Annotated in this window: 22 protein-coding genes and 1 tRNA gene; 13 read left to right on the forward strand and 10 right to left on the reverse strand. The window is 57.9% G+C overall.

Features of this window, described 5'->3' with window-relative positions; genetic code table 11:
- Positions 1-190 precede the first annotated feature (190 nt).
- A tRNA-Gly gene (locus HMPREF2681_RS02845) sits at positions 191-261 on the reverse strand.
- 265 nt (positions 262-526) lie between these two features.
- On the opposite strand from HMPREF2681_RS02845, the gene dcd reads away from it, so the two are divergent.
- A complete protein-coding gene (gene dcd / locus HMPREF2681_RS02850) occupies positions 527-1,108 on the forward strand; it encodes a dCTP deaminase (protein ID WP_005511764.1) in 582 nt (193 codons plus the stop codon).
- 201 nt (positions 1,109-1,309) lie between these two features.
- Positions 1,310-2,692 carry a UDP-glucose dehydrogenase family protein gene (locus HMPREF2681_RS02855; protein WP_070546011.1) on the forward strand — a complete coding sequence of 461 codons (1,383 nt, stop codon included), beginning with the start codon at positions 1,310-1,312 and terminating at the stop codon, positions 2,690-2,692.
- Here the strand turns inward: HMPREF2681_RS02855 and HMPREF2681_RS02860 are convergent.
- From HMPREF2681_RS02860 to HMPREF2681_RS02870, 3 genes are all read right to left on the reverse strand, one after another.
- The gene (locus tag HMPREF2681_RS02860; protein ID WP_070546013.1) at positions 2,689-4,176 is read right to left on the reverse strand and encodes a YibE/F family protein; all 1,488 of its coding nucleotides are present in this window, start codon (positions 4,174-4,176) and stop codon (positions 2,689-2,691) included. The genes HMPREF2681_RS02855 and HMPREF2681_RS02860 overlap by 4 nt on opposite strands.
- Before the next feature lie 496 nt (positions 4,177-4,672).
- Positions 4,673-6,043: a pyridoxal phosphate-dependent aminotransferase gene (locus tag HMPREF2681_RS02865; protein WP_370449407.1), complete on the reverse strand. Its 1,371-nt coding sequence runs from the start codon at positions 6,041-6,043 to the stop codon at positions 4,673-4,675.
- 149 nt (positions 6,044-6,192) lie between these two features.
- Positions 6,193-6,729, reverse strand: coding sequence for a YceI family protein (locus tag HMPREF2681_RS02870; protein ID WP_016421578.1), 537 nt, complete (start codon positions 6,727-6,729; stop codon positions 6,193-6,195).
- Between the two features lie 303 nt (positions 6,730-7,032).
- Between HMPREF2681_RS02870 and HMPREF2681_RS02875 the strand changes: the two genes are divergently transcribed.
- A complete protein-coding gene (locus tag HMPREF2681_RS02875; protein ID WP_070546015.1) occupies positions 7,033-8,154 on the forward strand; it encodes a CE1758 family FMN-dependent luciferase-like monooxygenase in 1,122 nt (373 codons plus the stop codon).
- On the forward strand, positions 8,154-8,921 hold the full coding sequence (locus tag HMPREF2681_RS02880; protein ID WP_070546017.1) for an FMN reductase: 768 nt from the start codon (positions 8,154-8,156) through the stop codon (positions 8,919-8,921). The genes HMPREF2681_RS02875 and HMPREF2681_RS02880 overlap by 1 nt, the downstream gene beginning before the upstream one ends.
- Before the next feature lie 49 nt (positions 8,922-8,970).
- Here the strand turns inward: HMPREF2681_RS02880 and HMPREF2681_RS02885 are convergent, their stop codons facing one another.
- Positions 8,971-9,162 (reverse strand): hypothetical protein, encoded by a 192-nt coding sequence (locus HMPREF2681_RS02885; RefSeq protein WP_048734418.1) that lies wholly within the window; start codon positions 9,160-9,162, stop codon positions 8,971-8,973.
- Positions 9,163-9,680: 518 nt separating this feature from the next.
- Here HMPREF2681_RS02885 and HMPREF2681_RS02890 point away from each other — a divergent pair.
- Genes HMPREF2681_RS02890 through HMPREF2681_RS02900 form a run of 3 tightly spaced genes read left to right on the forward strand, consistent with a single transcriptional unit; the run spans position 9,681 to position 11,607 of the window.
- Positions 9,681-10,277, forward strand: coding sequence for a hypothetical protein (locus tag HMPREF2681_RS02890; RefSeq protein ID WP_048734421.1), 597 nt, complete (start codon positions 9,681-9,683; stop codon positions 10,275-10,277).
- A gap of 47 nt (positions 10,278-10,324) precedes the next feature.
- Complete coding sequence (locus HMPREF2681_RS02895; protein ID WP_005511744.1) at positions 10,325-10,999, forward strand: hypothetical protein; 675 nt, start codon at positions 10,325-10,327, stop codon at positions 10,997-10,999.
- Between the two features lie 8 nt (positions 11,000-11,007).
- Positions 11,008-11,607, forward strand: a complete 600-nt coding sequence (locus HMPREF2681_RS02900) for a hypothetical protein (protein WP_016421572.1) — start codon at positions 11,008-11,010, stop codon at positions 11,605-11,607.
- A gap of 140 nt (positions 11,608-11,747) precedes the next feature.
- Here HMPREF2681_RS02900 and HMPREF2681_RS02905 read toward each other — a convergent pair whose 3' ends face one another.
- The 3 genes from HMPREF2681_RS02905 to HMPREF2681_RS02915 form a co-directional block, all read right to left on the reverse strand.
- Entirely contained in the window at positions 11,748-12,401 is a 654-nt protein-coding gene (locus HMPREF2681_RS02905; RefSeq protein WP_070546019.1) for a response regulator transcription factor, read from the reverse strand.
- Between the two features lie 136 nt (positions 12,402-12,537).
- On the reverse strand, positions 12,538-13,641 hold the full coding sequence (locus HMPREF2681_RS02910; protein WP_246815985.1) for a histidine kinase: 1,104 nt from the start codon (positions 13,639-13,641) through the stop codon (positions 12,538-12,540).
- A 249-nt stretch (positions 13,642-13,890) separates the two neighbouring features.
- Entirely contained in the window at positions 13,891-17,280 is a 3,390-nt protein-coding gene (locus tag HMPREF2681_RS02915) for a (Fe-S)-binding protein (RefSeq protein ID WP_070546023.1), read from the reverse strand.
- 790 nt (positions 17,281-18,070) lie between these two features.
- On the opposite strand from HMPREF2681_RS02915, the gene HMPREF2681_RS02920 reads away from it, so the two are divergent.
- The gene (locus tag HMPREF2681_RS02920; RefSeq protein WP_016421568.1) at positions 18,071-18,679 is read left to right on the forward strand and encodes a YdcF family protein; all 609 of its coding nucleotides are present in this window, start codon (positions 18,071-18,073) and stop codon (positions 18,677-18,679) included.
- A 6-nt stretch (positions 18,680-18,685) separates the two neighbouring features.
- Here the strand turns inward: HMPREF2681_RS02920 and HMPREF2681_RS02925 are convergent, their stop codons facing one another.
- Entirely contained in the window at positions 18,686-19,462 is a 777-nt protein-coding gene (locus tag HMPREF2681_RS02925; RefSeq protein ID WP_049193758.1) for an enoyl-CoA hydratase, read from the reverse strand.
- A 246-nt stretch (positions 19,463-19,708) separates the two neighbouring features.
- Here HMPREF2681_RS02925 and HMPREF2681_RS02930 point away from each other — a divergent pair, with 246 nt between their 5' ends.
- Positions 19,709-20,473: a cyclase family protein gene (locus tag HMPREF2681_RS02930; protein WP_049171735.1), complete on the forward strand. Its 765-nt coding sequence runs from the start codon at positions 19,709-19,711 to the stop codon at positions 20,471-20,473.
- Between the two features lie 277 nt (positions 20,474-20,750).
- Here the strand turns inward: HMPREF2681_RS02930 and HMPREF2681_RS02935 are convergent, their stop codons facing one another.
- Positions 20,751-21,482 carry a YcnI family protein gene (locus HMPREF2681_RS02935; protein ID WP_049171733.1) on the reverse strand — a complete coding sequence of 244 codons (732 nt, stop codon included), beginning with the start codon at positions 21,480-21,482 and terminating at the stop codon, positions 20,751-20,753.
- Between the two features lie 518 nt (positions 21,483-22,000).
- Between HMPREF2681_RS02935 and dnaK the strand changes: the two genes are divergently transcribed.
- From dnaK to HMPREF2681_RS02955, 4 genes are read left to right on the forward strand one after another with little or no spacing between them, the layout of a single operon-like run.
- Positions 22,001-23,842, forward strand: a complete 1,842-nt coding sequence (gene dnaK / locus HMPREF2681_RS02940) for a molecular chaperone DnaK (RefSeq protein WP_048734453.1) — start codon at positions 22,001-22,003, stop codon at positions 23,840-23,842.
- A 2-nt stretch (positions 23,843-23,844) separates the two neighbouring features.
- Positions 23,845-24,432 carry a nucleotide exchange factor GrpE gene (gene grpE, locus HMPREF2681_RS02945; protein WP_016421563.1) on the forward strand — a complete coding sequence of 196 codons (588 nt, stop codon included), beginning with the start codon at positions 23,845-23,847 and terminating at the stop codon, positions 24,430-24,432.
- A 60-nt stretch (positions 24,433-24,492) separates the two neighbouring features.
- On the forward strand, positions 24,493-25,689 hold the full coding sequence (dnaJ, locus tag HMPREF2681_RS02950; protein WP_005511752.1) for a molecular chaperone DnaJ: 1,197 nt from the start codon (positions 24,493-24,495) through the stop codon (positions 25,687-25,689).
- Positions 25,689-26,099, forward strand: a complete 411-nt coding sequence (locus tag HMPREF2681_RS02955; RefSeq protein ID WP_016421562.1) for a heat shock protein transcriptional repressor HspR — start codon at positions 25,689-25,691, stop codon at positions 26,097-26,099. The genes dnaJ and HMPREF2681_RS02955 overlap by 1 nt, the downstream gene beginning before the upstream one ends.
- The last annotated feature ends 62 nt before the right edge of the window (positions 26,100-26,161 follow it).

The following is a 26,161-nucleotide window of genomic DNA, read 5'->3' on the forward strand; positions in this document are numbered from 1 at the left end:
CGCCGAGCGGACACACTTTTTGCTACTTAACCCTAATTTCAGAAGTAGTTTCTAATGGGTTTGTGCTGTGCAAGAGTGTTACTCGGATGTGCTAATCGGAGTTGTTTGGTTGTTGTGGTACCGCGGGATGTAGCTGAAAACAGCGGAAACAAAAATGAGGCTCAGCTTGACGCTGAGCCTCATTGGGCGGAGCCGATGACGGGAATCGAACCCGCGCCGCCTGCTTGGGAAGCAGGAGTTCTACCATTGAACTACATCGGCACACAGTAGGCGGAATGATTAAAAGCACGCCACGGGATTGGCACAGTAGGTGTGGCATGCAGGCAATCAGTCGCCCTCTGTAACTTCAATGTAGCACTCTCGATTCGTGTCGAAAAAATTGGTCTTGAAGACCCTCTGTCCGTCTTTTCGGGTTAAGCGCTGATCTCCTTGTAGGACCTTATCCAGTCCTTCCCGGGGGATTCAGTGCGGGCATATCCTGCAACCCGCACACGCTGTGCATTACAGAGCGGTTAAGCTGGTCTATGTGTTGCTCTCAGATCGTGATATTCGTGCCGCTATCGATGCCGAAGGCTCCGGCCATCTCGGCATTGATCCTTTTGACCCGAAGATGATTCAGCCTTCGTCCATCGACGTGCGTCTGGACAAGTTCTTCCGAGTTTTTAACAACTCGCAGTACACGCACATCGATCCGAAGTTGCCGCAGGAAGAACTGACGTCCCCGCACGAGGTTCCAGAAGGGCAGCCCTTCATTCTTCACCCGGGCGAATTCGTCCTGGCATCGACCCTGGAGTACTTCACTATTCCTCCGCACCTAGCAGGCCGCCTGGAAGGTAAGTCTTCGCTGGGGCGTCTGGGCCTGGCAACGCACTCGACCGCCGGCTTTATTGACCCAGGGTTTTCCGGCCACATCACGCTGGAGCTATCCAATGTGGCGAACTTGCCTATCGCACTGTGGCCGAACATGAAGGTCGGCCAGCTGGCACTGTTCAAGATGTCCTCGCCGGCAGAGGTGCCTTACGGTTCCGGCAAGCTCGGTTCGAAGTATCAGGGGCAGCGCGGCCCGACGCCGTCGCGTGCGTACCTGAACTTCCGCGATGAGGAATAAGGCACCTGAAACTCGGGATATGAACTCGGAATATAAATGAATTGTGAATAGCCCCGAGTGAATTCTCGGTGAAGAAATGGAAACAATTGTTCAATAAAGAGTTTTCGCAGGTGAAAAGCCTAAATATGGGCCTTTAGTTCACACCATTTAAGGGTTAAATCGGCTTGATGGCCTTTTATCTTTCGATAAATAATAGCCCTTATGCGTATTACGGTTATTGGTACGGGTTACCTAGGCGCCACTCATGCCGCGGCGATGGCGGAGTTAGGCCACGAGGTTCTCGGCGTAGATGTTGATCCCGCCAAGATTGAGGCATTGTCCGCAGGCCAAGTTCCTTTCTTTGAGCCTGGCTTGCCCGAACTGCTAAAGAAGCACGTTGAGTCGGGGCGACTACGTTTCACCACTAACTACGACGAAGCCGTTGAATTTGCGAACGTCCACTTCGTAGGTGTCGGAACTCCGCAGGTTAAGGGCTCGTACGCCGCCGATGTTCGCTATGTGGACGCCGCCATTACCGAATTGGCTAAGCGCGTCGTCGGCAAGCATTTAGTGTTTGGTAAGTCCACTGTGCCCGTCGGTACCGCACCGCGCCTGCAGGAGCTGGCTGCGAAAATGATTGGTGAGCGCGCCGAAGCCGGTGATGAGCAGTTGAAGAACACCAGCCTCGAAATCGCCTGGAACCCGGAGTTCCTGCGCGAGGGCTTCGCGGTAAAGGACACCCTGGAGCCGGACCGTGTGGTGCTGGGCACCCAGAAGCCGGGCATGATCCTCAATGGTGCGGGTCAGGAGGTCGAATCGATTGCCGAGGCCAGTTTGCGCGAGTGCTTCGGCCCTATCTTCGAGCGCGAGACTCCGCTTATCGTCGCGGACACCGCCACCGCAGAGCTGGTGAAGGTGTCGGCGAACGCATTCCTCGCCACCAAGATTTCCTTCATCAACGCGGTCTCTGAAATCTGTGAGGTCACAGGTGCGGATATCACTACGCTTGCCGACGCCATCGGTATGGATGCCCGAATTGGCCGCCGCTTCCTCAACGCGGGTCTGGGCTTCGGCGGCGGTTGCCTGCCGAAGGATATCCGCGCATTCATGGCCCGCGCCGGTGAGCTGGGCGTTGACCAGGCGCTGACCTTCCTGCGTGAGGTCGATGCGATTAACATGCGTCGCCGTGAAAAGACCGTTGACCTGGTGCGTGGTAGCTTCGGCGGCTCGCTGCTCGGCCACACCGTGACCGTGCTGGGTGCGGCTTTCAAGCCGAACTCTGACGATGTGCGTGACTCCCCGGCGCTGTCGATTGCTGGTTCGCTGTCTCTGGCGGGCGCTTCGGTGAGTGTTTATGACCCGCAGGCCATGGAGAACGCCAAGAAGAATTTCCCGACCTTGGAGTACGCACCGAGCATCGAAGCTGCCCTGGAAGGCACGGAGATGGTTGTCGTCGCCACCGAGTGGCAGCAGTTCCGCGACATCGACCCGGTGGCTGCGAAGAAGCTGGTCAAGCGTGCAGCAGTGCTCGACGGCCGCAACTGCCTGCCAGCCGACCAGTGGCGTGCCGCAGGCTGGGATGTCACCTGCCTCGGCCGCGGCTAAATGCTAGCCGCCCTCGAGCGCTTCGGAAACTTCATACCCTCCGGGGCCACGGTATAGGCGGCGATGAGGGTGGTAATCGGCACTGCGAGTACCAAAGCCACCGCACCGATGGTGGAACGCAGCAGCTCTGTGGCCACGACATCGGAGGTCAACGACTGCATCAGCGGCCGGTCGGAGACGCTTAACAAAATCGATAGCGGTAGTGCGGTGCCGAGGTACGCCAGTACCAGTGTGTAGACCATCGACGCGATGTGATCGCGACCGACGCGCATTGCCGAGCGGAAGACCTCCATAGGCCGCGACCGCGGAGCTGCTTCGTAAAGCTCCTGGACGGTCGATGCCTGGGCGATGGTGACGTCGTTAAGCACGCCCAACGCGCCGATGATGAATCCCGCCAGAAGCAGACCTGTGACGGAGACGTCAGGCAGGTAAAGCTGAATGAGCAGGTTGTCCTCGTTGCCGAGACCACGTAGCTGTGACGTGGAGATTGCGAGGTTGGCCAGGCCCGCCGCCAACACCATCGTGGTGAGTGTTCCCGCCAGTGCGGAAGCTGACTTCCAATTGATGCCATGTACGAGGAAGAGCACCGGGAAGAGGATCGCCGCGCCCGCCGTGATGGCTAAGGCCACAGGATCGCCACCGCGTAGCAGTGCCGGAACCAGGAATCCCATCACTGCGGCCAGCGTGATGCCAAGACCAATGAGGCTCAAGACTCCGCGAGTCATGCCGACGAGGATGATGAGCAGCACCGCTGCGCCGAGCCACATCCAGATGGTCGTGGTGCGATCCATGTCCAGGAAGGTGTAGGTGTTGCCGATGCTAGCGGTGTCGACAACCTGATGAGGTGCGAGGTCGACGACATTAGTGTCGGTGGCAGGAGCAGGAGCTTCGGGGGCAGCGGGGGCAGCGGGGGCTTCTGCGTCGGATTCAGGTGCTGGTTCCTGCTCCGGGGCTGGAGCTGGTGCCGGAGCCTCTGCATCAGGAGCAGGCTCACCCTCTGCGCCCTCAGGGGCAGGCGCGGGAACAACGCCGGGAGCCGGTGTCATCAACCCCGAATCCGGCACGGCACCATTGTCGACAGCTCCGGTACCGGCCGCGTTTGGACGGTGAATTGCCAGGACGACCTTGTCGCCCTCCGCCAGCTCAATCTCGCCGGGAAGGCCGGATGCCTCCAGAAGCGTCTTCTTGCCCTCGTCTGGACCCGAGGTCAGCTCAATGACCGAGATCTGGCACTTCGGCGCCGCGGGGTCGTTGAGCGAAGCCGTCAGCCCTGGACGCGGCTGGTCGTCGAAGACGCGTCCGTTGTCAGGCGAATTGCACGCGCCGACGCTGTGCTTTACGACGGTTCCCTTAACCGTCTCTGCAGCTGACGTCTGTGACTGCAGGAATCCCGGCCCTGGGCTCGGAGCTTCACCCGATGGCCAGAGCCCAATCACTGCGAGGAAAGTGGCAATACCAGCAACTGTGAGAACTGTGGCCAGCAAGCGACGTGCTCTTGTGGGGTTGTGCCGCGGTTTCGTTGGTTTTGGTTTGGCTTGCGCAGGTTCGTTTTGCCGTGCCGGTGCTGGTTTTGAATGTGCGGCAGGCTCTGCATGTCGTGCTGGGGCAGCCGAAGTTGCAGAGTTGGGTTGATTCGCGGCATTGACAGCCCGGAACCGGCCGGTAGGGGAGCCGTTGTTCGAGTTCTTCAGTACGTCGAGATGCGCACCTATGTCGGAACCCGGAGCAACGCGAAAAGGTTGCTGGTTGTCAGAGTTCATTGAATCTTTTGAATGCCTGCCCACCCTTAATAACCTAATCGCTGCACCAGCACCGGAAGGCGTACCGCCATTCCGGCGCGCCGAGCCGTAGTCATCAGCGCTATGGCTCACCTATCGATGCAATACTCACTCATCGATGCGCTCCAGTGCGGCCATAAGTGAATAGCGCATCGATATGTGAGAAGGGTAGAACCAGTAGCGTGCGCAACCTTAAGTACTGCTATTGCTTGTAGCTGACCAGGAAGTTGCCTAGGCGCTCGATAGCTTCCTTCAGGTCGCGTGCCCACGGCAGGGTGACAATTCGGAAGTGATCCGGCGTCGGGTAGTTGAAGCCAGAGCCGCCGACCATCAGGATCTTCTCTTCACGCAGGATGTCGAGCATCAGCTTCTCGTCATCGTGAATTTCGTAGACGTTCGGATCCAGCTTCGGGAATGCGTACATGGCGCCCATCGGCTTTACACAGCTCACGCCTGGAATTGAGGTCAGTCCCTCGTAGGCGACATTGCGCTGCTCCAGAAGGCGACCGCCTGGCAAGATCAAGTCCTCGATGGACTGGTAGCCGCCAAGTGCCACCTGAATGCCGTGTTGAGCAGGGACATTCGGGCATAGACGGGTGCTGGCCAGCAAGTTGATGCCCTCGATAAAGCCCTCTGCGTGGCGCTTCGGGCCAGTCAGCACCATCCAGCCAGCGCGGTAGCCGGCCACACGGTAGGTCTTGGACAGGCCGTTGAAGGTGATACAGAGCAAATCCGGGGCCAAGGAGGCAGTGGAAATGTGCTCTGCATCGTCGTAGAGGATGCGGTCGTAGATTTCGTCGGAAAGCAGCAGGAGTGAGTGCTCACGAGCGATATCGACGATGGCTTCGAGTGTCTGGCGTGTGTAGACCGCGCCGGTCGGATTGTTCGGGTTGATGATGACAATCGCCTTCGTGCGATCCGTCACCTTCGAGCGAATGTCTTCGACATCCGGGGCCCAGTTATTCTCCTCATCGCACGTGTAGTGGACGGCCTTGCCGCCGGCGAGGGTGGTTGCTGCAGTCCAGAGCGGGTAATCCGGAGCTGGAATGAGGACCTCATCGCCCTCGTTGAGCAGCGCCTGCGTGGTGATGGAAATCAGCTCGGAGACGCCGTTGCCCAGCCAGACGTCGTTGACGTCGAAACGGGGGAAGTCCGGGTCCATCTCATAGCGCGTGACGACGGCACGGCGTGCGGAGTAAATACCCTTGGACTCGGAGTAGCCCTGTGCGTGGGGGAGGGCGCGGACCATGTCCTGCACGATGGTGTCAGGTGCATCAAAGCCGAACTTTGCCGGATTGCCGGTGTTGAGCATCATGATGCGGTGGCCGTCGGCCTCCATCTGTTCGGCGAGAGTAGTCACCGGACCGCGAATGTCGTAGAGGACGTTCTGCAGCTTGGAGGATTGGTCCAGTGTCTTCAGTGGAGTGCGGCGAGGTGCCCTGATGTTTCCACGACGGGCGGCAACACGGGCAGCACGGGACTGCTCGGCCTGAGCGGCCTGCGCAGCCTGAGCGTCCTGCGTTGTCTCGTTGGTGGTTTCGGTGCCCTGGGAAGTGTCTTTACTGGAACTCACCTGTCTAAGCATGCCACTTTTTTGCTCCCGCACCATGCTTTTCTCACAGCGGGGGGCAGATTAATTGCACATTGATTGCGCAAAAGCGCCCTGCATGAGGATGCAGGACGCTTTACTGGGGTGCGGGCAGCTGGGGTTCTGGCTGCTAGTTACTGCTTAACTGCGGAGCCGTCGATCTGCAGGGAAATCTCGTTGCCAAGGAGCAGGCCGCCAGTCTTAATAGGAGCGTTGTAATCGATGCCGAAATCGGTGCGGTCAATCTTGGTGGCTGCCTCGAAGCCAACGCGAGTCTGACCCCATGGGTCTTCAGCGGAGCCGAAAATGTCGACATCCAGGGTGACCGGCTTGGTGATGCCGTTGATGGTTAGGTCGCCGGTAACGGTGGCCTTTTCTTCGCTCTGGAGCTCGATAGCGGTGGAAACGAATTCGAAGGTCGGGTTTTCGTCGGTGCCGAAGAAGTCCTTCGAGCGCAGGTGGTTGTCGCGCTCTTCATTGTTGGTGTTGATGGAGTTCGCCTGAATGGTCGCCTTTGCCGTGGAATTCTCCGGCTTGTCGGCATCAAAATTAATAACGGACTCAAACTCAGTGAACTGACCGTGGACCTTAGTGATCATTGCGTGACGAACGGTGAATCCAACGGTGGAGTGCTGTGCATCAAGAACGTAGTTGCCAGACTGAAGAGCCATAGTGAATCTCCTAAAAGTTAAAAGTATCTCGAATGTTTCGAAGTATTTTTGTCCGCCGGAACCAACTTCCGGTGTTGACGTGTCAACGATAACTCTAGATGTGATGATGTGTCAACAAAGGTCAAAGAAAATGCCGAATATTTTTTAGAAGCGCACATCCGGTCGGGCGATCGGTTCGCGGTTTTGTCATGGCTGGGCGAGGCTCCTTTGGTTGGAGGCGGTTCATATGGAGTCGTTTTAAGTGCTTATGCCCAGCATAACAGGCGTTGACATGTCAACAACTGCTATTTAGGATTGAGAATTATGCAATTCGGAATTTTTACAATTGGCGACGTCACAAAAGATCCCACGACTGGACAAATCCCTACTGAACATGAGCGCATTAAGGCAACTGTCGCCCTAGCGAAGAAGGCCGAAGAGGTCGGCCTCGATGTATTTGCTACTGGCCAGCACCACAATCCACCGTTTGTGGCACCGGCGAATCCGCCGATTTTATTAGCCAACCTCACAGCACAGACCGAAAATCTGATTCTGTCGACCTCGACAACGCTGATTACCACCACCGACCCCGTGCGCATCGCCGAGGATTACGCCTACCTCCAGCACCTTTCCGAAGGTCGCATTGATCTGATGATGGGCCGCGGCAACACCGGGCCGGTTTATCCGTGGTTTGGCAAGGATATTCGCAAGGGAATTCCGCTGGCCATCGAGAACTATCACCTGCTGCGCACCCTTTGGCGTGAGGAGAATGTGGATTGGCAAGGTCAATTCCGCACTCCGCTGCAGTCATTTACGTCCACACCGCGCCCGCTCGACGGTGTAGCACCTTTCGTGTGGCACGGCTCAATCCGCTCCACTGAGATTGCTGAGCAGGCCGCCTTCTATGGGGACGGCTTCTTCCATAATCACATTTTCTGGAATATCGAGCACACCACAGCCATGGTCAATCTCTACCGCCAGCGCTATGAGCACTACGGTCATGGTGCTGCTGATCAGGCAATCGTCGGGCTTGGCGGTCAGGTCTTCGCCGCTGAGACGGAGAAGAAGGCCAAGGAGATTTTCCGCCCATACTTCGACAATGCCCCGGTCTATGGACATGGGCCATCTCTGGAAGAATTCGAGAACATCACTCCACTGACCGTCGGCACGCCTGAGCAAATCATCGAACGTTACCTGGGCTATGCAGACGCCGTTGGCGACTACCAGCGTCAGCTCTTCCTTATCGATCACGCCGGCCTGCCGCTGGAAATGGCGTTGGAGCAGGTTGAAATCCTGGGAACCGAAATCGTTCCGGTCCTGCGTGAAGAGTTCGAGCGCCGCCGTCCGGCGCACGTGCCTTCCGACCCGCCGACGCATGCCTCGCTGGTTGCCGAGGGCGCAGATTCCCCGCACCTTCTCGTCCGCCCGGCTGAAAGGAATCAGTAGTGAAAAAGCTCGTCGTCGTAAGTGCCGGTGTTTCCGATCCATCAACCACGCGCATCCTTGCCGACCGCATCGCGGAGGCCGTCGAGGCGCAGGTCTCCAAGCGTGGCGAGGGGCTCCAAATTGAGTACGTCGAGCTGCGCGAACTCGCTGTCAGCCTCGGCACTGTGATGTCCACAGGGCTTTACGACGAAAAATTGCGCGCCGCCCTCGAGGCTGTCAGCGGTGCTGATGGATTGATTGCCGCGACCCCGGTGTTCGCAGCGTCCTACTCGGGGTTGTTCAAGATGTTTTTCGACGCCCTGGATAAGGATGTGCTGACTTCCATGCCGGTCATTATTGCTGCGACGGCTGGCACAGCACGACATTCGTTGGTGCTGGAGTATGCGATGCGTCCGCTGTTTAGCTACCTGCGCGGCACGGTTATGCCGACTGCTGTATTTGCAGCCACTGAGGACTTCGGCGCTGGCGATAGTACCGGCGATGGCGCCGGCGGAGTGTCCGGCGCGGAGATGAACAATCGCGTCGTGCGTGCAGCTCGTGAGCTTGCCGAGTACCTTGTCGGTGTTCGCTCGGCCGTAGTCGGTTTTGGTTCAGATTTTGGGAACGAAGCTGAAGAAAAGGGTGCGGAGCATTCAGCGGGCGGGGCCAGCGAGGGGAATCGGGGTGCCAGCGAGCCGAACCAGCGACGCAGTACAAACACGCGGGTGGATACTAACGTCACGGATTTTGCCACGCTGCTAGAGGGGCTCGACGGTACCGCGAAGTAGCCGTGCGCTCACGTGAAGGGAGGGCAGGGGAGGGCGGCGTCAGCGCTCTTTAGCGGCACCACGGCAGGTTGTAGTAGTCGCAAGAGAAGGTATCGGAAAGAGCGTATTCCTTAACCTGCAGGTCGTCGCTGCTGGTCGTAGCTGTCGGTGCTGCGGTAGCGGCCGGGGCGCCGGTCAGCGCGCCCAGGGAAAGTGCTGCGGATGCAATGGTGGTAGCAAGAACAGAAGTGCGTCGAAACATTAGGTAGTACTCCGAAAGATATCTGCCTCGGCAAAGTGTCAGGGCTTTGTGGACTGCCGGACTTCGCCAGTGATTAATAAAGAAATCATAACTATTTAATCAAGAGTGTGAAGTGTGGAGGTCTCTCTACCTGCCCGCGCCTGGGGGTGGCCATTCGGCTACTCTCTGGTGTCTTTATGTAGGTGGGCTAGTGGCCGAAATGTTGATTGTCTAGTACCAAGTGGCCGACCGAGGCATTTTTGAATTGGTTCAAAAGGCGTAGTTCTAATGCGTTTAAATTGATCGCCGAAATCTTATTGTGGCGCCCATAATCGCTGGTCAGGGTCAATTAGATGTCGTATTTTCGCGTGGCAGAAATCGGTGAGATTCCATTTTTACTATGTGGATAATTGCTGCGGCCGTCGTAAAGCCAGTCGAAAATTTTCCATTACAAAACGCTGAATTTCGACTTACCTTTGCAGGTGTCAGTTCAAGTATTTCCTTACGAGTTGCTCGTCACATCCTGAAAGGATTTCGCCGTGAAGAAGACCCTGCTCTCCGGCTCCATTGCAGCCCTGGTTACCATGTCCTCGCTGGCTGTCGCCCCGATGGCCGAAGCTGCCCCAGCCCCTACCCCGGGCACCGTCGGTGGCACCTGCTCCGTTGAAGGCCAGTCCGGCCAGTCCCTGAAGATCACCGGCTCGAAGTTCGAGGTCGAAGGTACTGCGACTGTCGCTAACTACGGCGACACCGACCTGCCGCTGACCCAGACCCTGAAGGAGGGCAAGACCAAGTCCTGGAATGTCGGCGGTTCGGTCGACTTCGACCTGCTCAAGCTCTTCCATGTCACCTTTAGCGCCGGCTACCAGTCCACTCAGACCTGGGAAGTTGGCCAGACCCTCGGCCCGTACCCAGTCAAGCCTGGCTACACCGGTGTTCTGGAGTATGGCTTCCTGAACCAGTCCTTCGAAGGTACTCACCTGACCTGTAAGGGCGGAAAGTGGATCGACGCAGGTCGTCCGTACTGGGGCACCATCCCGAAGGAGCGCCACATTCGCGTTTCCATGCGCGCCAACGAAGCTGATCGCTCCGTCGACGGTGCTGCTCCGGCACAGGTCAAGGAGTACGCCGTCTAAGACGGGCTGAGCCTCTTTAAGACCTCGAAGCAGAAGGAAGTTTCTCCATGTTGAGCCTGAAAAAGAAGGCCCTGGCCTGCGCGGTGATGGGTGCAAGTCTTCTTGCACCAGGCATCGTTGGACAGGCCGCGGCGACCCCGCTGACCCAGACCCCTGACCAGGATGAGCACCACACCGGTTTCACCAATACGGATAAATGTGACCCGGTCAAGGATGCCAAGCGTCACCCCTGGGAACAGTGGATTACCGACGAATGGGACCGCTACAACGGCACTAACTCATTCACCAACCGCACTGACCGCCCTATTCAGTACACCCTCGAGGTGACAGAGGGAGTCAACGAGTCTGTGAAGGCCATGAGCTCCGGAAATATGTGGGACGTGTTCCTCCACGGGGTGAAGAACAAGTACGGCATCGTCGAGGTCAGTCAGTGGTCGGTTGGCGACAAGCTGGGCCCGGTGACCGTCAACCCCGGTGAGACCGTTCGCGCAGACTACGGCGTGCACATGAAGTCCTTCATTGGCCGTGTTCGCACCTGTGACCAGAAGACCGGCCTGTGGCGCGGTGAGCCCTACTTCGGTGAGTACAACGGCAAGGGGCCGTCGACTCGCTTCGTGGTCTGGCACAAGACCACCAAGGAGGGCGAGCACCGTCAGCAGTGGGCGCCTGTCAGCGGTAACTCCGGTGACGGCGGCCCGGCATCCGCCACGATTAACGACTAGGAGCAGTTATGAAAAAGCGTGTTGTCGCCATGTGCTTGACGACGGTCTTTGCGCTCGGACTCGGTGCTCCGACAGCGGTGGCCGCCCCGAATCCAGGAGCCGGTGAACCGTTCGCGCCGGAGGAGTGGGTACCAGTGCCCAAGCCGGCGGCAGTTGACCGCGGTCCGGCACCGGGAACCACTTGTGAAGCTCCGGGTTCGGTGGCTGAGTTCGTGGAAATCACCGGCTCTCGCTACGACGTTGAGGGCGTTGTTTCTACGAAGAATGACATCGGTGATGAGCCGATTCCGCTGACGCAGACCATCAAGGAGTCCAAGACCAAGAAGTGGTGGACCAATATCTCTGTCAGTGTGAAGGTCAGCAAGGAGCTCAACCGCAAGTACTCCTGGGAATACTCCCGAGAGATGGTTTGGAGCCTCGGGCAGAAGATCGGGCCATACGAAGTACGCAAGGGTGAAACTGGTCGTCTGAGCTGGGGATTCCTGGTTGACGAGTTCGCCGGACAGACTGTTCGCTGCAACGCCAACTCGAAGACGTGGGAGCCAATTGGGCGCACCTACTTCGGTGTGGCTCCGCGCGAGCGACATGTCGAGGTGACCATCCAGTAGTTACACAGTTCTCTCTCCACACTCAGCACGGGTAAAAGGGGCATATTCGCGAAAGTGAATATGCCCCTTTTTGCTATCCATCTCGGGCCTGCAAAGGCTCAATTCAGAGCCGCTAACCGGCCAAATCTCAGAGCCCCTGGTTATTCTGCGGCAGCGGATGCCGGAGGCTGGAAGCCTGCGTCTATTGCTTTCAGAGCCAAGTCCAGGCGTGAGGTAGCCCCGAACTTATTGAACATGCTGGAGAGGTGCTTCTTGATGGTGCCCGGCGACTTGCCGAGTTCCTTGGCGATGTCGTGGTTCGATTTACCGCGGCAGATCAGGCCGAGAACCTCTCGCTCGGCATGAGTGATCTTGTACGAGGAAATGTTGCGGGACGGCAGCGTTTTAATCAGCCGAGTCGCAGAAATCGGGGAGATGACGGTGCCGCCCTGGAAGACATCTTCAACGGTGCCAATGACGGATTCGGGGCGGGCGGTTTTGAGAATGTAGCCGTTTCCGCCGAGGCTCAAGATTTTCAGCATTGTTTCATCGGTATCAAATGAGGTGATAGCGATGAATTTCGGTGGATTCTCCACCTTCTTAATGCGCTCGAGCAGCTCAACGCCGTCCATGTTGGGCATATGAATATCGGTCAAAACTACGTCAATGCCACCGCGGGCAATGATATTGAGGGCCTCGTGGCCATCGCTGGCTTCATCGACCACGGTAATGTGCGGTGCCTTCTTGAAGTAAGTTCGCAGCGTCGAGAGTACGAGTGGGTCGTCATCGACAATGAGAACCTTGATGTCAGACATCCGCGAACCTTTCATAGAATTTATAAAAACCGAACAATGTCTGTCATTGTGCGATATTACTACGCTAACCAGGACGTTTCGAGAGTCATATTCGCCACAATGAGCTTTTATACCTATCCTACGCTAGCGTAACCTACTAATTGGTAGGTGGCATGTGGAGTTTGGTATTCCACACATTTCCTTCTCGTTCTGATGTGATGGAACCGTCCCATGGTCGCACTCGCCGATGCAGTGAGGAAAGCCCCAAACCGCTCGAGAGCATCGCCCGCGGCAGAAAATGCGGTAGCGCCTTCGATATCTGATTGCTGATGTCGAGCGTGAAGCCATCCTCCTCATTGCCCAGCGCCAGAATGTGGACGTTCGTTTGCGGCTCGCCGTACTTCTGAATATTCGTGCAGAACTCCGACAGCGCCGGCGAGATAACTTCTGAAATCTGCGTCAAGGAGGGCTCGGTTTCAATGCTCGTGGCCAGCGAAACGTTAAACCCAGCTTCCTGCAGTTCATCCTTGGCCTGTTGGAGCACCCTGTTCATGCTAGGAACTCGCTCATCTTGGCCAATAGCCGAGGTCAAAGAGCTTTCTTTGTCAGCGGATTTCAGCAGTGAAAGCAACTGGCGAAGCTGTAGCAGACCTTCTCGGGAGGTTTCTGCGATGTCCTCCAGGGACTCTTCAAGCTTTTCATCTGTACCTTCTCGCTCGATGGCGAGCGCCTGCGCCAGCATGGTTACGCGAGTAAAGGACTTGGCGGTGGAGTCGTGCAGCACGGTCGCCAACTCAAGGCGTTGTTCTTCCAGGGCGCGGTTAGATTCAATCGTTGCCTGCCGGCGTTGCTCTTTGTAGCGACTGCGCATCATGCCGATGGCGTAGGCAATTACAAAAAGCAGCGTTGTCACAAAGGTCGCGACGTGGTCGCGCGCGAACGTATTTGTGTTTACGTCGTAGTTTGAAATTACCAACAAGAGCAACGCAGTGATTCTCGCCGGCATCTTGTTGTTGTTAGCACGCATCACTTCCACGATGAGAAGCGCGCAGAAAATCTGCATTGGAGCCTGCTCTGTAGGAAGGAAAGTCAACGCCAAGAAATTCGCTGGGACAACCACCATGGCAAAGAGCGGCAAATACGTCGCCACTGCAACAAGAATGACCTGAAGGCCACCGATAATGGTTGGCAACAATAGATCAGAGTTGCTCTCGCGGAGAATTAGCGCATCGAGAGCAGTGAGGATCAGCGCAATGACCATCTCCACTGACCCCGGAGTCCTCAGAAAGTCTCTTATCTGTGACAGCGATTTCTTAATCACTACGCCAAGACCTCTTTCCACACCACAACGCGGTCATCTCTAACGGGATGCAGTAATCAATATATTGTCAGTGCGGTTGAGAGTGCCATTTGCATGATTAATGCCGTGGCGCGGGGGTCGTCGTAAAGCACAAAAAATCCGCCCGGGAAGAATAACCTCTCGGGCGGATTTTGGCTTACTTAGCGAGCGTTACTTACGTCGCGCTGATCCTGGCAGCGGAACTCCGTGCTGGTTGCGCGGAAGGTTCTTAGCGCTTGCCGACGGTGCCTGCGTCTCCTCGGCAGGAGCATCAGCAGTCTGCTCGGTGGAGGTGGCTTCTTCCGTCGCCCGCTCTTCGGTAACCTCTGGCTGTTCCGGAGCCTGCTCCGCCTCTGGCTGGGCAGATGCTTCCTGAGCCTCGGTTTCCTCGGCTGCCGGGGCAGGGGCGCTAGCGGCCGGCTTTGCCTTGCGCGCGCCACCTGGAATCGGAGCGCCCTTGCGTGCGCCACCCGGAACCGGGGCACCGGATGCGGTCTTCGGCTGCTCAGCTGCTGGCTGCTCGGACTCGGTGGCCGTAACCTCAGCAGCGGTGTCCTCGGCAGGAGCGGTTTCCTCGGCCTTCGGCTTGGCGGCTGGAGCTGCCTTCTTAGCGCCACCTGGGACAGGTGCGCCCTTGCGTGCGCCACCCGGAATCGGAGCACCCTTGGTTGCCTTCGGGGTCTCAGCCGGAGCTTCGGTTTCCGCAGCTGCTGGCTCTGCCTGCGCGGCCGGCTTAGCAGCCTTGGCGCTACCCGGAACTGGAGCGCCCTTCTTGGCACCACCTGGAACCGGTGCGCCGGCCTTTGCGCCGCCTGGCTTTGGAGCGCCACCCGGAACTGGTGCGCCGGCCTTAGCCCCGCCTGGTTTCGGTGCGCCACCTGGAGCTGGAGCGCCCTTCTTGGCGCCACCCGGGGTCGGTGCGCCGGCCTTAGCGCCGCCTGGCTTCGGAGCGCCACCTGGAGCTGGAGCGCCCTTCTTGGCACCGCCCGGGGTCGGTGCGCCGCCCTTAGCGCCGCCTGGCTTCGGAGCGCCACCCGGAGCTGGAGCGCCCTTCTTGGCACCACCTGGAGTCGGTGCGCCGCCCTTAGCGCCGCCTGGCTTCGGAGCGCCACCCTTGGCAGCAGCGCCTGCAGCAGCACCAGCAGCGCCTGCAGCAGCACCAGCAGCTGCGGCACCAGCGCCGGCAGCGGCAGTCTTTTCTGCCTTCTTCTTCTCGGCAGCCTCGGCCTTCTTGCGCTTAGCTTCCTCTTCCTCGAGGCGCTGACGCTCTTCCTCTTCAGCCTTCTTCGGATCGACCCAGCCACGCTCTGGCTGCTCAATCCACTCCGGCTCACGTGCCTGTGGCAGCTCGCCGTCGACCTTCACAGAGTCGCGGAGCATCTGGGCGATGTCCAGGACTTCCGGCTTCTTCTCGTCGTCCTCGATGACGTTGTTGACACCGTCATTCATCATCGTCTTACAGAACGGGCAGCCGATGGCAATTGCCTCAGCGCCAGTGCCGACAGCCTCTTCGGTGCGGTTGACGTTGATGCGCTGGCCGATGGTCTCTTCCATCCACATGCGCGCGCCACCTGCACCACAGCAGAAGCCGGTGTTCTTGTTACGCGGCATCTCGACGAGGTTAGCGCCGGATGCACCAATCAGCTCACGCGGAGCCTCGAAGACCTTGTTGTGGCGACCCAGGAAGCACGGGTCGTGGTAGGTGACCTGGCGGCCCTGGCCGGAAGCAACCGGCTGGAGGCGGTTAGCGCGAACCAGCTTATTTAGCAGCTGGGTGTGGTGGACAACTTCGTACTGTCCGCCCAGCTCTGGGTACTCGTTCTTGAAGGTGTTGAAGCAGTGCGCACAGGTGACGACAATCTTGCGCTGCTTCGGCGGGACACCGTCGAAGACCTCATCGAGCTGTTCGATGTTCTGCTCAGCCAGCATCTGGAAGAGGAACTCGTTACCAGCGCGGCGAGCGGAATCGCCAGTACAACCCTCAGCCTGGGAGAGCACAGCGTACTTCACACCGGCGGTGTAAAGCATTTCTGCAACAGCCTTGGTGGTCTTCTTCGCATTGTCGTCGTACGCACCGGCACAACCGACCCAGAACAGGTACTCGGTGTCGTCGAAGCTCTCGACATCTTCGCCCCAAATCGGGACGACGATGCCTTCCTTGCGGACCTCGTTAATCCAGTCGGCACGAGTGGAAGCGTTCTGGCCCCACGGGTTGCCCTTGGTCTCGAGGTTCTTGAACAGGCCAGCCAGCTCGGTCGGGAAGTCCGACTCAACCAGAACCTGGTAGCGGCGCATATCGACGATGTGGTCGATGTGCTCAATGTCAACCGGGCACTGCTCAACACAGGCACCACAGTTGGTGCAGGACCACAGGACGTCCTGGTCGATGATGCCCTCATCGCCGTCGCCAACCAGCGGCTTGGTCAGGAGTGCTGCGCCAGCACCTTCGCCCTCGCGAGCGGTTTCGATGGTCTCGCCAGCCAACAGGTACGGGGCAGAAGCGTAAGCGTGGTCACGCAGCTGGTTAACCAGCAGCTTCGGGGACAGCGGTTTGGAAGTGTTCCAGGCCGGGCACTGCTCCTGGCAGCGACCACACTCGGTACAAGAGGTAAAGTCCAGCAGAGCCTTCCAGGAGTGGTCGGTAACCACGCCGGTGCCCATGGAGTCAACCTCCGGGTCAGCCTCTTCCAGGTTCAGGATCTCGCCGTTAGAGGTCATCGGCTTAGCCCCAGCGAGGGCGTTGTAGCCGTCAGCGTTGCGCTTGAGCAGGATGTTGGCGAACGCCAGGAAGCGGTGCCATGCGACACCCCAAGTGAGGTTGCGGCCAACAACGAAGAGCCAGACCATACCGGACAGCAGCTTAATCAGCGCGAAGATGGACACCATGACTTCGGAGGCCGGCAGAATCTGTGCGATACCACCGGTGACGAAGTTCGCCCAGGTCCAGACCTCGGCGCCAGTGTGACCGTGGTCGCCGTAGGTAGCCAGCTTGGCAGCCTTGACGAACATCATGCCCAGGCCCTCGATGAGGACGACGGCCTCAACGAAGTAGGCAGCCTTGGCGTTGGATCCGTAGAAGCGGCTCAGACGCTCCTTGCCCAGGTTGGTCTGGCGGACGAGAATCAGTGCCAGGATGCCCAGGGTGGTGCCCAGGCCGAGCAGTTCGTCGATGAAGTGCCAGGCGGTCAGATTCCTGAGGATTGGCCAACCACCGGCTGGCCAGAAGGTCTGAATGTACGCCTCGAACCACACTAGGGAACCGAGGAGGAAGCCCACCATGACGAACCAGTGAGCCACAGCAACGCCGGGCTTCTTGGCCATCTTGGTGTGACCGACGATCTCTCGGATCATGGTCCAAATACGGGTTCCCCATTCACCGGTGTGACCGTACGTCTTTTGGCCCACCATGATGGTCTTCACCATATGGGTGAATCCCTTAATAAAGATGAACCAGCAGGGCAGGGACAACAGGACGCCAATAACGCCGACTGCGACGGTGAATCCGGTAGATTCCGGAATCGCCGTGTCAGCCGTCGCCGCGGCGAGGTTGAGCACGCTCATAATGTTCCTTCTAGGCTGGCTCAGCCAGGGTGATGGCTGAGTGAAAATAGTTCTCTTGTGAGTTCTATCACGAGCCGCGGACGCTTACCTAACTAATGTGCAAAATAGTGCTGAATTCATCGATACACGGTGTAACCAGCGGTTATTTGACGAATTACGCAAAAAAATCGTTGTTTTATTCGAGAGGGTTTCGACGGGTTTTAACGCCTTCGCTTAACGACGGCGCGCGGCACTTTCGTCGTCACGCTTTTATGGGCGGAAGTGGCGGCGGCGTTGCGTGTATGTAGTTGTCGAGTGTTGCCGATTCGATGTTTTGCGGACGCATTGTGGGGGTAGTGCCGGAGTGTCGGGGCGGGACTGTGTCGCGAGACGGAGGGGGTGCTCGGTGGTGTGTTGGCCTTCGAAAATTGACTGAAGCAGACATGTATTCACATGCGTTACATTCTTAACATAAATAACAATAGTGACTTCTGTACCTGTGTTTTGGTGGATAATTTGCTATTGGATCCCGGGATTTGCTGGCAGTTAACGAAAAAGTCATTAAATGTAACTCACTTTTATGAATCCCAAGTGGATTTAAAAGCCTCTACGTCCGCAATTTACCTGGTACGCGGCGTGCTATTTTGGTGGCGAAGAGAGTGCCTGGCCATCCCCGCGTAATTCTTATGTAGGCGCCATTTTGTGTAGCGCCTAGTATTAGCAGCGTGATACTGCGGATTTATCCGCCTGATTCTAAATGGCATGTGGAGTGTGGATTTCTCCGTGCCACTTTTTCTTGAGAGGGACTTTAATGGCGCGATCTTTCCGTGCAATCGCTATGGCTGGAGCAGGCCTTATTCTTACTGCGAGTGCGGTCTTTGGCTCGGGTGTAGTGGCAAACGCCAATCCGGTCAGTGCGGTCGCAGTCAAGGCGTTCAATAGCTCGCTTGTGACTCCAGTGGTGGTGTCCCCGGTCGGACGTGCAGCTGCGGAGACTGCGTTACTTGATCCTCAGGTGCCGATTATTGTGCTCGGGGCCCGTCTTAATCCCGACTGCAGTGCTCCTGCTGTTTTGACGTCCCGATTGGAAACTGCACGTTCGCTGGCGCTGCGTCATCCGCTTAACCCGGTCGTCGTCACGGGTGGTCGTACTCAGCCGGGCTGCCAGACTGAGGCTGAGTACATGCGTGATGCGCTTGCATCTATGGGAGTGTGGAAGCGACGAATCACGATGGAAACAAACTCAGACTCCACCGTTGAAAACGCGGCAGGCACTGCATACCTTGCAGGATCGGGAGCCCGTGGCGTTCGTGCTGCTGTCATTGTGACTTCTCCAACGCACACACCGCGTGCACGAGACACCTATGCTGCCGCCGACAACTCGGCTCTGTGGCTGGCAGTCCCGTCGACTGTGAACTAGCAGTTTCTAGGAATTGGTGAAGTTTGCCTCGCGCTTTTCAGTGAAAGCGGCCATGCCTTCCTTCTGGTCATTGGAGGAGAACAGGGAGTGGAAGGTGCGACGCTCAAAGAGCAGTCCCTGCGACAGCGTCATTTCGTAGGCCTGGTTGATCTGTTCCTTAATCTGGGTAGTGGCAACCAGAGACTTCGACGCAATGGTGTCGGCGACTTTCAGGGCCTCGTCGAGAAGCGCGTCCGGCTCGACGACGCGGGCGACCAGACCTGCGCACTCAGCTTCCTCGGCACCCATCATGCGGCCGGTGAGGCACATCTCCATTGCCTTAGCCTTGCCGATTGCGCGGGTGAGACGCTGCGAGCCGCCCATGCCCGGAGAGATGCCGAGGTTGACCTCAGGCTGACCGAACTTGGCCTTAGCGCCAGCGATGATGAAGTCCGCCATCATAGCGACCTCGCAGCCACCGCCCAGGGCGTAGCCGTTGACGGCGGCGATAACTGGAGTGCGGACGGAAGTCAGAACATCCCAACGTGCGAACCAGTCAGAGACATACATCTCGGTGCCGGACTTGTCCGCCATCTCCTTAATGTCCGCACCTGCGGCAAACGCCTTCTCGGAGCCGGTGATGATAATCGCGCCGATTCCCGAGTCGTTGTCGAAAGCGGTGGCTGCTGCGCCGATCTCTTCCATGGTCTTGTGGTTCAGGGCGTTCAGTGCCTTCGGGCGGTTCAGGGTGATAATGCCGACGCGACCTCGGGTTTCGGTAAGGATGTTTTCGTAGGTGGTCATTAGATACTCCTTTGGGATGGCTTGAGTTTGGTGAAAGTTGTGTATGTAGCCCGCAATTCCAAAATCTGAAGAACGTGGCTGCGGCTTGAAAAGTCTTTCCTGTATGCGAGGGTACCTGCGGTAGCGGGTGTCGTCAGGCTGTTTGAGCTGATAGGTGCAGGGTGGGGCGAGTTGGTGTCTTTTAGTGCTCGATGTGCCGGTGGCCATATTGGCTAACTAGACAGCTTTGTCTATATACTTCGCTTTATGTCGAACAAGAACACCGCAAACACGCACGAACTATGGGACATTGCTCGCAAGCTTCGGGAAAACCACACCTATGTTGACTTGACTCACGCGTTTCACGCCGGTCAGCCGAAATTCCCTGCGCTTCCCGACGAACAGCGAACACGGCTTTTCACCGTTGCTGAGCATGGATTTGAAATCGACCAGTATCAGTTTGTTGGCCAGTGGGGTACGCATGTGGATCCGCCTGTGCATTTCGTCCAAGAGACGAGAACTCTTGACAATATTGGCGTCGAGCAGATGATCCTGCCTTTGGTCGTCCTAGATTTCACTGCTGAAGTCGCTCGGGATAATGATTTCTCCCCTTCGATTGCTGATGTCGAGGCGTGGGAGGAACGCAATGGTTTGATTCCGGGCGGTGCATTTGTCGCATTTCGCAGTGACTGGTCAAAGCGGTGGCCTGACGCTGAGGCAATGGCCAATGCGGATGAAGAGGGCGTGACTCACTACCCAGGATGGAACGTTGAGGTTGTCGAATGGTTGATAGACAACCGTGGCGTTGTGGCGATTGGGCACGAGACCACTGATACGGACCCCGGCATCGTGGCTCATGGTGGCAGCTTGCCGACGGAACTCTATCTATTAGGGCGTGACCGATGGCAGATTGAACTTCTGGCTGGGCTCGACCAGGTGCCGGAAACGGGGGCTCTCGTGGTTGCCTCCTGGCCAAAGCCAAAGGATGGGACGGGGTTCCCAGCTCGAGTTTTTGCTGTTTTGCCAGTGTAATCCTCCCACTGCCTTCGAACGGTTTTCGAATACGCCATAAAGCTTCGCCTAACTCAATCCGAGCCTAGATGCGTGATTCAGCCGTCATTGTTTGAGAGCTTTGCATTGTCCGTTCACTGCGTCGACCGAAACGACGAGCCGACAGCACGGATTATCCTCCGGCGTGCATTGTCAAGATCGGCCGGCTCTATGTGCTCGCATGGGGTGAGCTCTGTGAAGGCATGGGCGGCAGTGCCGCGGTGAAGGCGGATTCCCGAGTGGCAATCCGCCTGTGGTCTTAACCTCGCTTACGCAGTGAAACTACCAATGCGGCAATACCGGTCAGCGCGCCCACGAGGCCGAGCCCCAGGCCCCAGCCGCCAAGCGTGCTGCTCGAATCCTCGCTGGTAGCAGCTGCGGAATGCTCCACGTCGTCTGAGCGGCTATCGCCGTGGTTTGTCTCGCTGGTGCCATGGTTGTGGCTGTGGTCGTGACCGTGGCTATGTTCATTGTCTTCCGACTTCTCAATCAGCTCCACAGTTGGAACCGGGTAGTCACTATCGTGGTCCTTTTCAGCCCAGTTCATCGAACCCTTTTCACAGGTTTGCAGCGTCGGCACCTCAACTGTCGACGGCTTTGCGTCATCAGCCACCTTCACGCTGAGCGTCAGAGAATCCTTCAGGTCCGACGGCAGTGGAGTCTTTGCGGTGTAGATGACCTTCTGCACCTTTTCATTCTTGCCAGAGCCGGTCGACTCCTTGGTGACATCCCAGTTCGCGTTCACGTTCGGCGTAACCTTTTCGAACTCCTCCGGGATGGTGAACTCGACCTTCGTCGTCGGCGAACCGTCGCAGCCATGGCCGACCCCGAAAGCCAGATCCGCGTAGCCGCCAATCGGGGCAGACGACGGGGTTGCATGCACATGTGCGGATGCAATGGCAGGGAAGGCGAGGGTTAGTGCGGCGCTTGCCGACGCTACTGCGAGCCCACGGAAAAAGGGGAAATGGTGTCGCTGTGCATTCTGAGGCACGAAAAACTCCTAAATAAGTGGGATGAATTCTTGGCTCAATCGCCCCGTAAATGGGGAGAATTTAGACATGTATTAGTGGAGCCGCCAGAGCTGATTCGGTGTCAGGCCATGGGGTAACAAGGGCATGGCCTGTTGATGAGCCGGTGGCTGCAAAACACGTCAGGGGATTAGTCGGTTCGCTGTGCAGGAAAGTTCCCAGGGCTAGTGCTAGGAAATTCTTTGTCCCCCTGGAGTCCAGAGGCAGGATTCTGTATAGAAAATTGCGCTGTCGGCTACCGTGAGTGGCTTTAGAGCATAGTCTTGTAAAAATCTTTTATCGCGGTGACCTGCGGTGATGACGGTTTTTTTAGAAAAGTTGAGTCGGGTTGGAATAACTTTGTCCCATAGTCCGTTGCATAGCATGACAAACATTGAGTCGGACACACTCAAGTTTGCTTGACAGATTTTCTACGGCAATGCAGACTTGAGCGCGTAAGACTTAAGGGCAATTCTTTTACTTTTCTAGAAAGGTGTTCATCATGGGACGCGCTGTTGGTATTGACTTGGGTACGACGAACTCCTGTGTCTCCGTCCTCGAGGGCGGCGAGGCTCAGGTGATTGCGAACGCTGAGGGTTCGCGCACCACTCCGTCGGTGGTTGCATTTGCAAAGAATGGTGAGGTCCTGGTTGGCCAGTCCGCTAAGAACCAGGCTGTCACTAACGTTGATCGCACTATTCGTTCGGTCAAGCGCCACATGGGTACTGACTGGAGCATCGAGATTGATGACAAGAAGTACACTCCGCAGGAGATTTCCGCTCGTACGCTGATGAAGCTGAAGCGCGACGCTGAGTCTTACCTGGGTGACGACGTCACTGATGCGGTTATTACCGTTCCGGCTTACTTCAACGACGCTGAGCGTCAGGCAACCAAGGAAGCGGGTCAGATTGCTGGCCTGAACGTCCTGCGCATTGTCAATGAGCCGACTGCTGCTGCACTTGCTTACGGTCTGGAGAAGTCCGACAAGGAGCAGACCATTCTGGTCTTCGACCTCGGTGGCGGTACCTTCGACGTCTCCCTGCTGGAGATCGGCGACGGTGTTGTTGAGGTTCGCGCAACTGCTGGTGACAACAAGCTCGGTGGCGATGACTGGGATCAGCGCATCGTTGACTGGTTGGTTGAGAAGTTCCAGTCCAGCAACGGCATTGACCTGACCAAGGACAAGATGGCTCTGCAGCGTCTGCGTGAGGCTGCTGAGAAGGCCAAGATTGAGCTGTCCTCCTCGCAGCAGGCATCTATCAACCTGCCGTACATCACCGTTGATGCTGACAAGAACCCGCTGTTCCTGGACGAGACCCTGTCCCGTACTGAGTTCCAGCGCATCACCTCTGATTTGCTTGACCGCACTCGTAAGCCGTTCCAGCAGGTCATTGCTGACGCTGATGTTTCGGTTTCCGACATTGACCACGTCGTGCTGGTCGGTGGTTCCACCCGTATGCCGGCAGTCTCCGAGCTGGTCAAGGAACTGACCGGTGGTCGTGAGCCGAACAAGGGCGTTAACCCGGACGAGGTTGTCGCAGTTGGTGCTGCTCTGCAGGCCGGCGTTCTGCGCGGTGAGGTCAAGGACGTGCTGCTGCTCGACGTCACCCCGCTGTCGCTGGGTATTGAGACCAAGGGCGGTGTCATGACCAAGCTGATCGAACGCAACACCACTATCCCGACCAAGCGTTCGGAGACCTTCACCACTGCTGAAGACAACCAGCCGAGCGTTCAGATTCAGGTCTTCCAGGGCGAGCGTGAGATGGCTGCAGCTAACAAGCTGCTGGGCTCTTTCGAGCTGGGCGGTATCGCTCCGGCACCGCGTGGTGTCCCGCAGATTGAGGTCACCTTCGACATCGACGCCAACGGCATTGTCCACGTCACCGCTAAGGACAAGGGCACTGGTAAGGAAAACACGATCACCATCCAGGACGGCTCCGGCCTCTCCAAGGAGGAGATCGACCAGATGATCAAGGACGCTGAGAAGCACGCTGACGAGGACAAGAAGCGCCGCGAGGAGCAGGAAGTCCGCAACTCGGCTGAGTCCATGGCTTACCAGACCCGCAAGTTCGCATCGGAGAACGAGGACAAGGTTTCCCAGGACATCCGCGACCGCGTTGAAGAGGCCGCCAAGGAAGTCGACGAGGCTCTGAAGGGCTCCGACATCGAGGCCATCAAGTCCGCCGTCGAGAAGCTGTCCACCGAGAGCCAGGAGATGGGTAAGGCTATCTACGAGGCTCAGGCAGCTGAGGGTGCAACCGCAGCCGAGGGTGCTGAGGCCGCTGACGCTGACGACAACGTCGTTGACGCTGAGGTCGTCGACGAGGACGAGAAGGACAAGTAAGAATGACTGACCAGGATCAGGGAAACCAGCCCACCCCGGAGGAGCCGGCCAACCTGGCCGATCAGGTCAACGAGGTCTTCGAGCAGGCCAAGCTTGACGACGACGTGGAGCCGGCGACCGAAGGTGCCGCCGGCGACACCGCCGCGGAGGAAGCTGCAGACCCAGTTGCAGCCATCCAGCGTGAGTTGGATGAGCGCACGGAGGACCTGCAGCGCCTGTCGGCGGAGTTCGCAAACTACCGTCGTCGAGTTGACCGAGACCGTGAAGCCGAGCGCGTACAGGCGAAGGCAAAGCTGGCTGGAGAACTGCTGGTTTTGGCTGATGACCTCGACCGGGCTGAAGAGCACGGCGACTTGGCAGACGGCACGCCGCTGAAGGCTTTCGCGGATAAATTCCGTGGCGTGCTGACCGCACAGGGTGTTGAGGAATTTGGTGCCGCAGGAGAGGAGTTCAACCCGGACATCCACGAGGCTGTCCAGGATCTCTCTGAAGGGGATGACAAGGTTCTAGCCAATGTGCTGCGCAAGGGCTACCGAATTAATGACCGTGTCATTCGTACGGCGATGGTAATCATCGGCGATCCGCAGTAGCGGAGACACAAGTGACGCAGATTTCTTTGAATTAGTTTTTCTGAAAGGAGGAGATGCACCATGACTCAACGGGAATGGGCAGATAAGGACTATTACGCTGACTTGGGCGTCTCTAAGTCTGCGTCACTCGACGAGATTAAAAAGGCCTACCGCAAGTTAGCCCGGGAGAACCACCCGGACAAGAACCCGGGTAACAAGGCCGCTGAAGATAAGTTCAAGCGAATCTCCGAGGCATACTCGGTGGTCGGTGACGAGGACAAGCGCCGCGAATACGATGAGCTGCGTGCAGCTCTCGCAGGTGGTTTCCGATTCCCCGGTGCCGCAGGTGCCGGCGGAGCCGGTGCTGCCGGTGCACGTGGATTCGACTTCGACGTGTCGGATCTCTTCGGCGGAGGTGCCGGATTCGGTGGCAATGCTGGTGGTGCAGGTGGCCTAGGTGATTTCCTGGGCGGCTTCGTAAACCGCAATGGTGGCGCTGGTGCTGCCGGGCGGCAGAAGGCCCGCCGTGGTGCGGATGTGGAGACAGAGATTACGCTCGATTTCCGCGAGGCTGCCCAAGGTGTCACCATCCCGCTGCAGCTCACCAACCCGTCGCCATGCACGAACTGCAATGGTTCGGGTGCAGCGCCGGGAACCTCACCGGTGACGTGTACCACCTGTCATGGTTCGGGATATGTCAAGGAGCAAAAGGGGGCCTTCGGCTTCTCCAGTCCGTGTGCGGACTGTGGTGGCCAGGGCACTCGTATCGAGAACCCTTGCTCGCAGTGTAACGGCACCGGTGTGACCACCCGCCGTCGTACCATCACCGTTCGCGTCCCCGCAGGTGTGGTGGACGGCCAGAAGGTCCGTCTTGCGGGCCAAGGTGAAGCGGGACTGCGGGGACGTCCGGCCGGTGACCTCTTTGTCACCGTTCATGTTCGCCCGGATGAAGTCTTCACCCGCAGCGGCAACGACCTTGAGGTCACGGTGCCCGTGAGCTTCGGCGAGCTCGCACTCGGCGGCACCATTACCGTGCCGACGTTGGGTGACAAGATTCGCGTGCGTGTCCCGGCTGGCACAGCCGATGGCCGAACACTGCGTGTGCGCGGTCGAGGAATCCCGAAGCGCAATGGCACTCCGGGTGACCTGCTGGTAACCGTGCGTGTGAAGGTGCCGACCAATTTGGACGACAATGCCACTTCGGCATTGCGCTCCTACGTCGAAGCGGAACGTGCCAGCGGGTTCAATCCTCGTGAGGGTTGGGCAGGTGCGAAATAATGTCCGACAACACTGAGGTCTATGTCATATCCGTAGCCGCGAATCTCGCGGGCATGCATGCGCAGACGCTGCGCAATTATGACCGACTCGGGTTGGTAACTCCGCAGCGAACCTCCGGCGGAGGTCGGCGCTACACCAAACGCGATGTGGCGCTGCTGCGTGAGATTCAGCGTCTGAGTCAGGAAGACGGCGTCAACCTGGCCGGTATTAAGGCCATCATCGACCTGACTGAGCGGGTGGATTCGCTTGAGCAGGAAAATGCAGAACTGCGAGAGCAGCTCTATCAAGCAAAGGCACAGGCTCGTCGTTCGCGAGGCGAACTGGTTCACGTCCCACGCTCTACGGCAGTGGTGATGTGGGAGCCGCGCACACGACGCCGGCACAAAGACAACCGCGGTGGGGAAAGGTAATCCCACACGGCTGAGTGAACGGACTAACCAGCGTCGCCTGGTTAGTCCGTTTTCTTTTGGCT

It is taken from the genome of Corynebacterium sp. HMSC064H12, assembly GCF_001809925.1.
Taxonomy (GTDB): domain Bacteria; phylum Actinomycetota; class Actinomycetes; order Mycobacteriales; family Mycobacteriaceae; genus Corynebacterium; species Corynebacterium jeikeium_D.